Annotated in this window: 10 protein-coding genes; 4 read left to right on the forward strand and 6 right to left on the reverse strand. The window is 66.6% G+C overall.

Going from position 1 to position 13,183, the window contains the following annotated elements; all coding sequences use genetic code 11:
• The first annotated feature begins 19 nt into the window (after positions 1-19).
• Entirely contained in the window at positions 20-1,633 is a 1,614-nt protein-coding gene (locus U8L64_RS03115) for a 2Fe-2S iron-sulfur cluster-binding protein (protein WP_333393907.1), read from the forward strand.
• 111 nt (positions 1,634-1,744) lie between these two features.
• On the opposite strand, the gene trmA is transcribed toward U8L64_RS03115, so the two are convergent.
• Positions 1,745-2,833 carry a tRNA (uridine(54)-C5)-methyltransferase TrmA gene (gene trmA, locus U8L64_RS03120; RefSeq protein ID WP_234303296.1) on the reverse strand — a complete coding sequence of 363 codons (1,089 nt, stop codon included), beginning with the start codon at positions 2,831-2,833 and terminating at the stop codon, positions 1,745-1,747.
• A 136-nt stretch (positions 2,834-2,969) separates the two neighbouring features.
• Positions 2,970-4,262, reverse strand: a complete 1,293-nt coding sequence (locus U8L64_RS03125) for an NCS2 family permease (protein WP_043298026.1) — start codon at positions 4,260-4,262, stop codon at positions 2,970-2,972.
• A gap of 135 nt (positions 4,263-4,397) precedes the next feature.
• Here U8L64_RS03125 and U8L64_RS03130 point away from each other — a divergent pair, with 135 nt between their 5' ends.
• On the forward strand, positions 4,398-4,955 hold the full coding sequence (locus tag U8L64_RS03130; RefSeq protein ID WP_333393910.1) for a DJ-1 family glyoxalase III: 558 nt from the start codon (positions 4,398-4,400) through the stop codon (positions 4,953-4,955).
• On the opposite strand, the gene U8L64_RS03135 is transcribed toward U8L64_RS03130, so the two are convergent.
• Positions 4,952-6,079 carry a class I SAM-dependent methyltransferase gene (locus tag U8L64_RS03135; RefSeq protein WP_333393912.1) on the reverse strand — a complete coding sequence of 376 codons (1,128 nt, stop codon included), beginning with the start codon at positions 6,077-6,079 and terminating at the stop codon, positions 4,952-4,954. The genes U8L64_RS03130 and U8L64_RS03135 overlap by 4 nt on opposite strands.
• Before the next feature lie 96 nt (positions 6,080-6,175).
• Here U8L64_RS03135 and U8L64_RS03140 point away from each other — a divergent pair, with 96 nt between their 5' ends.
• Positions 6,176-6,952 carry a ferredoxin--NADP reductase gene (locus tag U8L64_RS03140; protein ID WP_138301033.1) on the forward strand — a complete coding sequence of 259 codons (777 nt, stop codon included), beginning with the start codon at positions 6,176-6,178 and terminating at the stop codon, positions 6,950-6,952.
• A gap of 234 nt (positions 6,953-7,186) precedes the next feature.
• On the opposite strand, the gene gdhA is transcribed toward U8L64_RS03140, so the two are convergent.
• Together gdhA and ettA are read right to left on the reverse strand one after the other, a co-directional pair.
• Entirely contained in the window at positions 7,187-8,527 is a 1,341-nt protein-coding gene (gene gdhA, locus U8L64_RS03145) for an NADP-specific glutamate dehydrogenase (protein ID WP_043298022.1), read from the reverse strand.
• Between the two features lie 334 nt (positions 8,528-8,861).
• Positions 8,862-10,529 (reverse strand): energy-dependent translational throttle protein EttA, encoded by a 1,668-nt coding sequence (gene ettA / locus U8L64_RS03150; protein WP_333393918.1) that lies wholly within the window; start codon positions 10,527-10,529, stop codon positions 8,862-8,864.
• 251 nt (positions 10,530-10,780) lie between these two features.
• Here ettA and glyA point away from each other — a divergent pair, with 251 nt between their 5' ends.
• A complete protein-coding gene (glyA, locus tag U8L64_RS03155) occupies positions 10,781-12,034 on the forward strand; it encodes a serine hydroxymethyltransferase (RefSeq protein ID WP_333393920.1) in 1,254 nt (417 codons plus the stop codon).
• A 172-nt stretch (positions 12,035-12,206) separates the two neighbouring features.
• Here the strand turns inward: glyA and yjiA are convergent, their stop codons facing one another.
• On the reverse strand, positions 12,207-13,178 hold the full coding sequence (gene yjiA / locus U8L64_RS03160) for a GTPase (protein ID WP_333393922.1): 972 nt from the start codon (positions 13,176-13,178) through the stop codon (positions 12,207-12,209).
• Positions 13,179-13,183: the final 5 nt, after the last annotated feature.

The following is a 13,183-nucleotide window of genomic DNA, read 5'->3' on the forward strand; positions in this document are numbered from 1 at the left end:
ATCAAAGAGGATCGCCGTCGTGGCTGCTTTCAATCGTTTCCGTCTGTTCCACTGGCTGCTGGCCGGTTTCTTTCTTGGCGCCTACCTCAGCGGTGACGACGCCGAGACGCTGCATATCTGGCTGGGCTACGGCCTGGTCGCGCTGTTGGTGTGGCGCCTGCTGATCGTGCCGCTGCGCCTGCGCGGCTTCCCGCAGCTGCTGCCGCCGAAGGGCCAGCGGAGCAAGCCCGGCCTGTCGAGCCTCGGCAAGTGGCTGACGGTCGGCGCGCTGGGCAGTTTCGCCGTCGCCAGCCTGGTCGGCCTGGGCATGGTCGATAACGGCGATGTGCTGGCCGCGCTGCCGGGCGTGGGGCCGGATGTCTTCGGCGCTGCCAGCGACATCGATTTCATCGGCTGGATGGGCGATGCCGAGGAGGTGCACGAGTTCTTCGCCAACCTGGGGCTGTGGCTGATCGGCCTGCATGTCGGCTATGTGCTGCTGTTCCGCCGCAAGTCGGTATGGCCGATGCTGCGCGGCGTGCCCAAGGCGGGGGCGGCTTCGACTGCACCTTCGGCTTCGGCTTCGGCTTCGGCTTCGGCCGCGGCGCCGGCAGCGACTGCGGTGGCGACCTCACTCGCATCGTCGCCGACGCCGGTTGCCGGTGAATTCACCCGTCTGCGCATCGTCTCACGCCAGGCCGAAACCGCCGACAGCTGCTCGTTCACCCTGCAGGTGCCGGCCGCCCAGCGCGCACGCTTTGCCGCGCAGCCGGGGCAGTTCCTCACGCTGAAGGTGCCCGCTGCCGAGCCGGCGCTGCTGCGCTGCTACTCGCTGTCGCAGCGGCCGCAGGCGGATGGCGCGCTGCGCATCACCATCAAGCGGGTGCCCAGCGGCCGCGCGTCGAACTGGCTGCTGGACAACCTGCAGGCCGGCGATTGCATCGAGGCGCTGCCGCCGGCCGGCGTGTTCGTGCCGCGCAACCTGGATGACGATCTGCTGCTGCTCGGCGCCGGCAGCGGTATCACGCCGCTGATGGCGATCCTGCAGGCGGCGCTGGTCGAGGGCAGCGGGCAGGTACGGCTGTTCTATGCCAGCCGCGATGCCGCCTCGCTGATCTTTGCCGAGGAGCTGGCCGAGTGGTTTGCGCGTTACCCCGAGCGCCTGCAGCTGCGCATCTGGCTCGATGCCGAGCAGGGTGTGCCGAGCGGCCCGGCGATTGCCACGAAGATTGCCGACTGGACGGTGGCCGACGCCTTCATCTGCGGGCCGCAGCCGTTCATGGATGCCGCCGGTGCCGCGCTGGGCGAGCGGGGTGTGGATGCGGCGCGTATCCATCTGGAACGCTTTGCCGCCGCAGCGCCGACGGCCGCACCGGGCGGGCGCCGCAGCCGCCTGCGGGTCGCGCTCGACGGTCGCCGTCACGAGCTGGACGTGCCGCGCGGCGAGGTGCTGCTGGAGGCCATGGAACAGGCTGGCCTGCAACCGCCGAGCGCGTGCCGCTCGGGTGTCTGCGCCGCCTGCAAGTGCCGGGTGGTGGAGGGCAGCGTGAGCATGCGCAGCAACCAGGTGCTGAGCGAAAGCGAGGTGCGTCAGGGCTGGGCGCTGGCCTGCCAAGCCGAACCGCGCAGCGCCGAACTGCAGGTCGAATACTGACGTGTGGGTAAGGCCGTTGGCCGTTTTCCAGCCTGCGCATCGGGTGATCGACGGGGTGTAGGGCGGATAACGGCGCAGCCTTATCCGCCGTGTCGCGGCGCTGGGTGTGGCTCAGCGGCGGACCAGCAGCACCCCGGACTCCATGTGGTGGGTGTAGGGGAACTGGTCGAACAGCGCGCAGCGTTCGATGCGGTGGGTGTCGGCCAGCTGGGCGATGTTCTGCGCCAGGGTTTCCGGGTTGCAGGAGATGTAGAGGATGCGCTCGAAGCGACGGGTCAGCTCGCAGGTATCCGGGTCCATGCCGGCGCGCGGTGGGTCGACGAAGACGCTGCCGAAGTCGTAGCTCTTCAGATCGATATCGGCGAGGCGGCGGAACGGCCGCACCTCGTTGAGGGCCTGGGTCAGCTCCTCGGCGGAGAGCCGCACCAGCTCGATGTTGTCGATGCCGTTGTCAGCGATATTGGCCAGCGCCGCGTTGACCGAGGTCTTGCTGATCTCGGTGGCCAGCACGCGACGCACGCGGGTGGCCAGTGGCAGAGTGAAGTTGCCGTTACCGCAGTACAGCTCCAGCAGGTCGTCGTCGCGCTGACCGAGCGCGTCGAAGGCCCAGTTGAGCATCTTCTGGCAGACCTCGCCGTTGGGCTGGGTGAAGGCGCCCTCCGGTTGGCGATAGCGGAATGTCCGTCCGGCGACGACCAGTGCTTCTTCCACGTAGTCGCGGCCGATGACGATGCGCTTGCCCTTGGAGCGGCCGACCAGGCTGACGCCCAGTTGCGCGGCGAGCTGTTCGGCTGCGGCCTGCCAGGCCTCGTCCAGCGGGCGGTGGTAGGCGAGGGTGATCAGCGCGTCGCCTGCCAGGGTGGTGAGAAATTCCACCTGGAACAGCTTGAAGCTCAGCACTTCCGATGCCTGCCAGGCAGCTTTCAGTTGTGGCATCAGCTCATTGATGCGGCGGCTGGCGATGGGGAACTCGTCGATCAGGATCGCCTTGTGCTTGTCGCCCGGCTCGAACATCGCGTAGTGGCGCTGGCCGTCTTCGCGCCACAGGCGGAATTCGGCGCGCAGGCGGTAGTGCTCGCGCGGCGAGTCGAAGACCTGCGCGGCGGGTGCGGCGAAGGGCGCGAGCAGTGCCTGCAGGCGCGCGGCCTTCTCGGCGAGTTGGCTGTCGTAGCGGGCGGGGTCGAAGCGAAGCTGGGTCATGGCGGCGGTCGTTGCGTGATGGAGCCGGCGGCGGGCGGCTGGGCGAGCGCCAGCGGTGGGGCGACGATTGTACGGACGGCGGGGAGGGTTGTCAGGCCGGGCGCGCGTGGTCGCCCGACCTGAGCGGCGGCCGCGATCAGCCGGGGAATGCCAGCTTGACCACGAACAGCGCCGACAGCACCCACATCGCCACGCTCAGCTCGCGCGCGCGGCCGGCGAGGAACTTGGCGGCGACCCAGGCGATGAAGCCGAAGGCGATACCGGTGGCGATGGAGTAGGTCAGCGGCATCGCCAGGGCGGTGATCAGCACCGGCGCGGCGACGGTGAGGTCATGCCAGTCGATCTCGGCAAGGCCGGAGGCCATCAGCACGGCAACGAACAGCAGTGCCGGCGCGGTGGCGAACGCCGGTACGCTGCCGGCCAGCGGCGCGAAGAACAGCGCCAGCAGGAACAGCACGGCAACCACGATGGCGGTCAGCCCGGTACGCCCCCCGGCGCTGACGCCCGCGGCCGATTCGATGTAGCTGGTGGTGGTCGAGGTGCCCAGCAGCGAGCCGCCGAGCGCCGCGGTGCTGTCGGCGATCAGCGCGCGGCCCATCTTCGGCAGGTAGCCGTCCTTGCGCATCAAGCCGGCCTTCTTCGCCACCGCGATGAGCGTGCCGGAGTTGTCGAACAGGTCGACGAAGAGGAAGGCGAAGATCACGCTGACCAGCCCCACATCCAGCGCGCCCATGATGTCGAGTTGCAGGAAGGTCGGCGCCAGCGACGGTGGCATCGACACCACGCCTCCGAACTCGGACACCCCGAGCAGGATGCTGATGACCGTCACCAGGAGGATGCTGATCAGCACCGCGCCGGTGACGCCGCGGGCTTCCAGGCCGATGATCAGGAAGAAGCCGAGGATCGCCAGCAGCGCCTGCGGCTTGCCGAGGTCGCCCATGCCGACCAGGGTCGCCGGGTTGTCGACGACGATGCCGGCGCTCTGCAGGGCGATCAACGCGAGGAACAGGCCGATGCCCGCGGCGATGGCCGAGCGCAGTTCCAGTGGGATGCTGTTGATGATCCATTCGCGGATTCTGAAGATCGACAGCAGGAAGAACAGACACGCGGAGACGAATACCGCGCCGAGCGCGACCTGCCAGGTGTGGCCCATGCCCAGCACCACGGTGTAGGTGAAGAAGGCGTTGAGGCCCATGCCCGGCGCCAGGGCGATCGGGTAGTTGGCAATCAGGCCCATCACCGCCGAACCGATGGCCGCCGCCAGGCAGGTGGCGACGAAGATCGCGCCCTTGTCCATGCCGGTTTCGCTGAGGATGCTCGGGTTGACGAAGAGGATGTAGGCCATGGTCAGGAAGGTGGTGACACCGGCCAGGATCTCGGTACGCACGTTGGTGCCGTGCGCCTTGAGTTGGAACAGCTTTTCCAGCATGGTCGATTCTCTCGTGCCGGTCGTGGGGGAGGTGGGCCTGCTACAGCAAAGCCCATCCGTAGGGCGCTCGCAAAGGCGGCGCATGTTACACCGGCCGAACGTGCGTTTGAATTTCCATCGAGCAGGAGAAGCCCCATGAGCAAACGTGTCCTGATTCCGATCGCCGACGGTTCCGAGGATCTCGAAGCTGTCACCCTGATCGACGTGCTGCGCCGCGCCGACCTCGACGTCACCGTCGCCAGCGCCGAGGAGCGGCGCATGCTGACCTGCGCGCGCGGTACGCGGATCACCGCCGATGCCATGCTGCTCGACGTGCTGGCGCAGGATTTCGACCTGATCGTGCTACCTGGCGGCATGCCCGGCGCGCAGACGCTCGGCGAGCTGGAGCCGCTGGCCGAGCGCGTGCGTCAGCAGGCGGCCGGCGGTCGCGAGTTCGCCGCGATCTGCGCCGCGCCGGCGGTGGCGCTGCATGCCTACGGCGTGCTCAAGGGGCGCCGCGTCACCTGCTATCCGGGCATGAGCGACAGGCTGAGCGGCAGCGTGTTCGTCGATCAGTCGGTGGTGGTCGACGGCAACTGCATTACCAGCCAGGGCCCGGCGACCGCACTGGAGTTCGCCCTGACGCTGGTCGAGCGCCTGGCCGGCCGCAGCAAGCGCCGCGAGGTGGCTGCCGACATGCTGGTAGCCGGCTAACCCTTGATCGCGCGCAGGATGACGAACTTGGGCGTCGCCGCGACCTGCTCGACCCGCCCGTAGAGGCGCTTGAGCTTGAGGTGATAGCCCAGGTGGCGGTTGCCGACGATCCACAGTTCGCCGCCCTGGCGCAGCGCGGCCTTGGCCTGGGTGAACATGCGCCAGGCGAGGAAATCGCCGACCACCTGCTGCTGGTGGAACGGCGGATTGCACAACACCAGGTCCAGCGAGGCCGGCGGCTGCTCGGCGAGGCCATCGCCGGCACGAATCTCCACCGGGCGCTCGCCGTGAATGGCCTGCCAGTTTTCCCGCGCCGACTGCACGGCCATGTAGCTCTCGTCCACCAGCGTCAGTTCGGCCTGTGGGTTGTTCAGCGCATAAACGATGCCGAGTACGCCGTTGCCGCAACCGAGATCGGCCACGCGCAGCGCGCCCAGCGCCTTGGGCAGATGCGGCAGGAAGGCGCGGGTGCCGATGTCCAGACCCTCGCGGCAGAACAGGTTGGCGTGGTTGAGCAATTCGAGTTTCGGCTGTTCGAGCTGGTAGCGGGTCGGGTAGGGCGACCGCGGTGCCGGTTTCGCGCTTGGCGTGGCGCTGAGCAGGCGGGCCTTCTTTACCGCCAGCGAGGCCTGCAGCGGGCCGATGTACTGCTCCAGCAGTTCGCCGGCGGCGCGCGGCAGGTGCTTGATCATCGCCGCGGCGATCACCTGTGCGCCCGGCGCCAGTTGGTCGTGCAGGCGAATCAGCTGCTCTTCCAGCAAGGCCAGGGTCTTCGGTACGCGAATCAGCACCAGATCGAACGGCCCCTGGGCCACTTCGCTGGCCGGGACGAAGCGCACGCGCTCGGCCGGCAGCCCGTTGCGCGCCAGGTTCTTCTGCAGCGCCAGATGGGCCAGATGCGAGTCGCCGCTGCTGGTCACGTCGACATGCGCCGCCAGGGCGCAGGCCAGCGCGCCGAAGCTGTCGTTGAGAATCAGCACCCGCGTGGTCGTCGGCAGGGCGCGCGGATGCAGCTCGGCGAGCAGGTATTCGTCGGCGGCATCGAAGGCCTGCAGCGGCTCGTTCGGCTGCTCCGGCTGGCGGATCAGGTCGAGGCGGGCGTAGGGCGTGTCGAGAATAGGCATGAGAACTGGCGGTGTTTGTCGGCGTCGGAAAGGAGTATCAAGGCGTTACGGACGCTGCGTGCGGCAGGTCCGAAAGAGGCTCGGAGGGAGCGAAGTATGACCGCCAGCGAAGAGAAGTTCACCCGCCAGCGCCTGCTCGAGGTGCAGACGCTGACGCCCAGCCTGTTCACCCTGCGCACCAGTCGCGATCCGGGATTCCGTTTCAGCGCCGGCCAGTTCGCCCGCCTCGGCGTGCGCAAGCCCAGCGGCTGCATTGTCTGGCGCGCCTATTCGATGGTCTCGGCACCGCACGACGAGTTTCTCGACTTCTTCTCCATCGTCGTGCCGGACGGCGAGTTCACCAGCGAACTGAGCCGGCTCAAGGTCGGCGACGAGCTGCTGATCGACAAGCAGGCCTTCGGCTTCCTGACCCTGGACCGTTTCCCCGATGGGCGCGACCTCTGGTTGTTGGCCACCGGCACCGGCATCGCGCCGTTCCTGTCGATCCTGCAGGATTTCCAGGCCTGGCAACGCTTCGAGCGCATCATCCTCGTCTACAGCGTGCGCGAAGCGCGCGAGCTGGCCTATCAGCGGCTGATCGCCGAACTGCCGCAGCGCGAGTATCTGGACGGGCTGGGTTCGAAGCTGCTGTACCTGCCGGTGGTCACCCGCGAACAGGTGCCTGGCGCCCTGCACGCGCGCATCACCACGCTGATCGAGAGCGGCGAGCTGGAGCGCGCCGCCGATCTGCAGCTGACCCCCGAGCATTCGCGGATCATGCTCTGCGGCAACCCGCAGATGATCGAAGATACCCGCGCCGTGCTGAAGGCCCGCGACCTCAACCTCGCGCTGACCCGCAAGCCAGGACAGGTGGCGGTGGAGAATTACTGGTAAGCGGAGCGCCGCCCGGCCGCAGGGGGTGAAAAAGATCCTGCGACTTGGCCATGCGTAGGGTGGATGGCCGAAGCCATCCACGCGCAACACCCTTTCGGCGCATGTGCCGCGTGGAAAATCGCTGCGCGAGTTTTCCACCCTACGGACAAGTCCGGCCCCCAAACGAAAAGCCCCCGCCGGACAACCCGGCGGGGGCTTTTCTTGTTGCGTACAGCCTGGGGCTTGCGGTAGCGGTTACACCACGCCCTGGGCCAGCATGGCGTCGGCAACCTTGACGAAGCCGGCGATGTTTGCGCCCTTGACGTAGTTGATCCGGCCGTCCGCTTCCTCGCCGTAGGCGACGCAGGCGTGGTGGATCGACTGCATGATGCTGTGCAGCTTGGTGTCCACCTCGCCGGCGCTCCAGTGCAGGCGCATGGCGTTCTGGCTCATTTCCAGACCCGAGCAGGCCACGCCGCCGGCGTTGGAGGCCTTGCCCGGTGCGTAGAGGATGCCGGCCTCGAGGAACAGGTCCACGGCTTCCAGCGTCGACGGCATGTTGGCGCCTTCGGCCACGCAGATGCAGCCGTTCTTCAGCAGCGTGCGGGCGTCGTCGCCGTCCAGTTCGTTCTGCGTGGCGCACGGCAGCGCGATGTCGCACGGCAGGCTCCATGGACGCTGGTCGGCTAGGTAGGTGACGCCGAAGTGCGCGCCCATTTCTTCCAGGCGGCCGCGACGGACGTTCTTCAGGTCCATCAGGTAGTCCCACTGCTCGCAGGTCATGCCATCCGGGAAGTGCAGGGTGCCGCCCGAATCGGACAGCGAAACCACGTGGCCGCCCAGCTCCATGACCTTCTGCGCGGCATATTGCGCGACGTTACCGGAGCCGGAGATGGAGACACGCTTGCCCTCGAAGCCGCTCTGGATGTTCTTGAGCATTTCCTGGGCGAAGTACACGCAGCCGTAGCCGGTGGCTTCCGGGCGGATCAGGCTGCCGCCGTAGGCGAGGCCCTTGCCGGTCAGCACCGAGGTGAACTGATTGGACAGACGCTTGTACTGGCCGAAGAGGAAGCCGATCTCGCGGCCGCCGACGCCGATGTCACCGGCCGGTACGTCGAGATCCGCACCGATGTGGCGGTACAGCTCGCTCATGAACGACTGGCAGAAGCGCATCACTTCGTTGTCGCTCTTGCCCTTCGGGTTGAAGTCCGAGCCGCCCTTGCCGCCGCCCATTGGCAGCGAGGTCAGGGAGTTCTTGAATACCTGCTCGAAGGCGAGGAATTTCAGCACGCCGATGTTGACCGACGGGTGGAAGCGCAGGCCGCCCTTGTACGGGCCGATGGCGCTGCTCATCTGGATACGGAAACCGCGGTTGACCTGCACGCGGCCCTGATCGTCGATCCACGGTACGCGGAACATGATGGCGCGTTCCGGCTCGACCATGCGTTCGAGGATGCCGGCCTGCATGTAGCGCGGATTGGCTTCGAGGAAAGACCAGAGGCTACGGACGACCTCTTCTACGGCCTGATGGAATTCTGGCTGATGGGGGTCGCGCTGCTTGAGCCGGGCGAGAAAGGCATCAACGGTTTCGATCATTTTTGGGCCCTCGGCGACCGTGTGCGGCCGTCATTAAAAATTTTTTGGCGGGCGACTTTAGCAAACCTGATTCGTTCCATGAAAGTGCGACGTACATCGCGATGCGCCGAAGCGGTGCAAAACGCATCCTGTTCGCCGATTTTGAGTGCACTATATTGGTGCATTCGCGGCGGAGTGCCCGATGGGAATTGGCCTGGAGCGGGGTTCGTCGTCGTTCGCTGTGCGCGAAAATGTCGCAGGCAAAAAGGCGGAGAGGCTGCTAGCGAGCGCCGTTCTGGCGCACCCGAAGTTCGCCGGACAAAAAAACGGAGCCTTGCGGCTCCGTCGTGCACCATTATTGTGCGAGCTTTTTGTACTTGACCCGGTGCGGCTGCGAAGCGGCGTCGCCGAGGCGCTTCTTGCGGTCGGCTTCGTAGTCGCTGTAGTTGCCTTCGAAGAACACCACGCCGCCGTCGTCCTCGTAGGAGAGGATGTGGGTGGCCACGCGGTCGAGGAACCAGCGGTCGTGGGAAATGACGATGGCCGAGCCGGGGAAGTCCAGCAGCGCTTCTTCCAGCGAGCGCAGGGTTTCCACGTCGAGGTCGTTGGACGGTTCGTCGAGCAGCAGCACGTTGGCGCCCTGCTTGAGCGTCAGCGCCAGGTGCAGGCGGCCGCGCTCACCGCCCGAGAGGTCCTTGACGAACTTCTGCTGGTCGGCGCCCTTGAAGTTGAAGCGGCCGACGTAGCTGCGCGACGGCACCTCGTAGTTGCCGATGCGGATCTGGTCGAGGCCGTCGGAAACCGCTTCCCAGACCGTCTTGTTGCCGTCCAGGTCGTCGCGGCTCTGGTCGACGCAGGCCAGCTGTACGGTTTCGCCGATCTCGATGCTGCCCGAATCCGGGGTTTCCTTGCCCATCAGCATGCGGAACAGCGTGGACTTGCCCGCGCCGTTGCCGCCGATCACGCCGACGATGGCGCCTTTCGGCACGCTGAAGGAAAGGTCGTCGATCAGCACGCGATCGCCGTAGCCCTTGCGGACGTTGTGCAGTTCGATGACCTTGTCGCCCAGGCGCGGGCCGGCCGGGATGTAGATCTCGTTGGTTTCGCTGCGCTTCTGGAATTCCTGCGACTGCATTTCCTCGAAGCGCGCCAGACGGGCCTTGGACTTCGACTGGCGGGCCTTGGCGCCCTGGCGCACCCACTCCAGTTCCGCCTTCATGGCCTTCTTGTGCGCCGACTCCTGCTTGGCTTCCTGCTCCAGGCGCGTGGCCTTGGCTTCCAGCCACTGTGAGTAGTTGCCCTCGAACGGGATGCCCTGACCACGGTCGAGTTCGAGAATCCAGCCGGCGACGTTATCGAGGAAGTAGCGGTCGTGGGTGATCGCCACCACGGTGCCGGGGAAGTCGTGGAGGAAATGTTCCAGCCAGGCCACCGAGTCGGCGTCCAGGTGGTTGGTCGGTTCGTCCAGCAGCAGCATGTCCGGCGCCGACAGCAGCAGGCGGCACAGCGCGACGCGGCGCTTCTCGCCGCCGGACAGGTGCGCGACCTTGGCGTCCCACGCCGGCAGGCGCAGGGCATCGGCGGCGACTTCCAGCTGGCGCTCCAGGTTGTGACCGTCGGATGCCTGCAGGATCGCTTCGAGCTTGGCCTGCTCGGCGGCCAGCGCATCGAAGTCGGCATCCGGCTCGGCGTAGGCGGCGTAGACGGCGTCCAGACGCGCCTGGGCGTCCTTGATCACGCTGACCGCTTCCTCGACGATCTCGCGCACGGTCTTCTCGGGGTCGAGCTGCGGCTCCTGCGGCAGGTAGCCGACATTGATGCCCGGCATGGCGCGGGCCTCGCCGTCGAACTCGGTGTCGACGCCGGCCATGATGCGCAGCAGGGTGGACTTACCGGCGCCGTTCAGGCCGAGCACGCCGATCTTGGCGCCCGGGAAGAACGACAGGGAAATGTTCTTGAGGATCTCACGCTTCGGCGGAACGACCTTGCTCAGCCGGTGCATGGTGTAGACGTATTGAGCCATGAAAACGATGCCCGTGACGGTGATGAAGAGACTCGAACCCGCTGCGCGAAGCCGCGTAGCCGGGGCGCGCTTAAAGGGCGCAACGCTACCCGAATGCACCGGGCAGGGCAAACCGCGGCGCCCGGCCGGGGCGGCGCCTTGCGGCAGCCGCGCTCATCTTGTGCATGACCGGCGCTCATACCCGTCGCGCGGCGGATTGGGGTAGAATCCGCCGCTCTATTTTTACCGCCAGCTGACTTCAGAGGACTGCCATGTTCAGCCGTGACTTGACCATCGAACGCTTCGACGCCGAACTCTTCGCTGCCATGCAGCAGGAAGCCCAGCGTCAGGAAGACCACATCGAGCTGATCGCCTCGGAGAACTACACCAGCCCGGCGGTGATGGAAGCCCAGGGTTCGGTGCTGACCAACAAGTACGCCGAAGGCTACCCGGGCAAGCGCTACTACGGCGGTTGCGAGCACGTCGACGTGGTCGAGCAGCTGGCCATCGACCGCGCCAAAGAGCTGTTCGGCGCCGACTACGCCAACGTCCAGCCGCACGCCGGTTCCCAGGCCAACGCTGCTGTCTACCTGGCGCTGCTCAGCGCGGGCGACACCATCCTCGGCATGAGCCTGGCCCACGGCGGCCACCTGACCCACGGCGCGTCCGTGTCGTCCTCCGGCAAGCTGTACAACGCCGTGCAGTACGGCATCAACGACCAGGGCCTGATCGACTATGACGAAGTCGAGCGTTTGGCCGTCGAGCACAAGCCGAAGATGATCGTCGCCGGCTTCTCCGCCTACTCGCAGAAACTCGACTTCCCGCGTTTCCGCGAAATCGCCGACAAGGTCGGTGCCTACCTGTTCGTCGACATGGCCCACGTGGCCGGTCTGGTCGCCGCTGGCGTCTACCCAAACCCGGTGCCGTTCGCTGACGTGGTCACCACCACCACCCACAAGACCCTGCGCGGCCCGCGCGGCGGCCTGATCCTGGCGAAGAAGAACGAGGAGATCGAGAAGAAGCTCAACTCCGCAGTCTTCCCGGGTGCCCAGGGTGGCCCGCTGGAGCACGTCATCGCCGCCAAGGCGGTGTGCTTCAAGGAAGCCCTGCAGCCCGAGTTCAAGGCATACCAGCAGCAAGTGGTGAATAACGCCCAGGCCATGGCCGAAGTGTTCATCCAGCGCGGTTTCGACGTGGTGTCCGGTGGCACGCAGAACCACCTGTTCCTGCTCTCGCTGATCAAGCAGGACATCACCGGCAAGGACGCGGACGCCGCTCTGGGCCGCGCCTTCATCACCGTGAACAAGAACAGCGTGCCGAACGACCCGCGTTCGCCGTTCGTCACTTCCGGCCTGCGCATCGGCACCCCGGCGGTCACCACCCGTGGTTTCAAGGAAGCCGAGTGCCGTGAACTGGCTGGCTGGATCTGCGACATCCTCGACAACATGGGTGACGAGTCCGTGGTCGATGCGGTGCGCGCCAAGGTCCAGGCCGTTTGCGCCAAGCTGCCGGTGTACGGCAAGTAAGGTTCGCGCGCGGCAATGAAGAAACCCGGCCTCGGCCGGGTTTCTTTTTTTTTGCAGGAAATGTTGCGGAATCAGGCCGGCAGCGTGCAGCGCGGGTTAGCAGCCTGTGGCCTGGTCCGGCTCGCGCCAGCCGCAGCGCGGGGCGGTGGACAAGGCTGCGCCGTTGTCCTCCCTACGCCTGTATCGCGGCGAAGCCGGCGCGAATGTCGGCTTCCGGCAGGTTGTCGCCGATGAACACCAGCACGCTGCGCCGCGCCTCGCCTTCGGCCCATTCGGCGTCCCAGTCGAAGCCGTACAGCCTGAGCACGCCTTGAAACACCAGTCGGCGCGGCTCGCCGGCCACCTCCAGCACGCCCTTGTAGCGCAGCAGCGAATTGCCGTGGTGCTCCAGCAGGTCTTCCATGAAGGCGCTCAGGCGCTGCATGTCCAGCGGACGCTCGCTGTGCAGTACCAGCGTGGCGATGCGGTCCTTGCTGGTCGCCGGCAGCAACGGCCGCAGGACCGGTGTCGGGGCGATGTCGGCGTTGAGGTTGAAGCCGCGGATATCGAGCAGTTCGGCCAGTTCGATGCGCCCGTGCTCGACGATATGGATCGGCGCGCGGCGGTTGATCCGCTGCAGGCGCTGGCTCAGCGCCTCGACGGCCGGGGCTTCGACCAGGTCGGTCTTGCTCAGCAGGATACGGTCGGCAAAACCGACCTGTGCCTGGGCAATGGATTCCTGCAGATGGCGCTCGGCATTGGCCGCATCCACCAGGGTGATGATGCCGTCGAGCACGTAGCGCTCGCACAGCTCGTCGCCGGCGAAGAAGGTCTGCGCCACCGGCGCCGGATCGGCCAGGCCGGTGCATTCGATGACCAGGCGCTCGAAGGCCAGCTCGCCGCTGTCCAGCTTGTCCAGCAGCAGGTACAGCGCCTTCTCCAGCTCGACATGGATCGAGCAGCAGACGCAGCCATTGGCCAGGGTCAGCAGCTCGACCGGCTCGCTGCCGAGCAACTGGCCGTCGATGGGCGTCTCGCTGAACTCGTTCTCGATCACCGCCAGCTTCAGGCCGTGCTCGGCCTGCAGCATGTGCCTGAGCAGGGTGGTCTTGCCGGCGCCGAGAAAGCCGGTCAGCACGGTGACCGGGATGGGAGCTTGCGACATGAAGG

It is taken from the genome of Pseudomonas sp. FIP_A4, assembly GCF_036701605.1.
Taxonomy (GTDB): Bacteria; Pseudomonadota; Gammaproteobacteria; order Pseudomonadales; family Pseudomonadaceae; genus Stutzerimonas; species Stutzerimonas phenolilytica.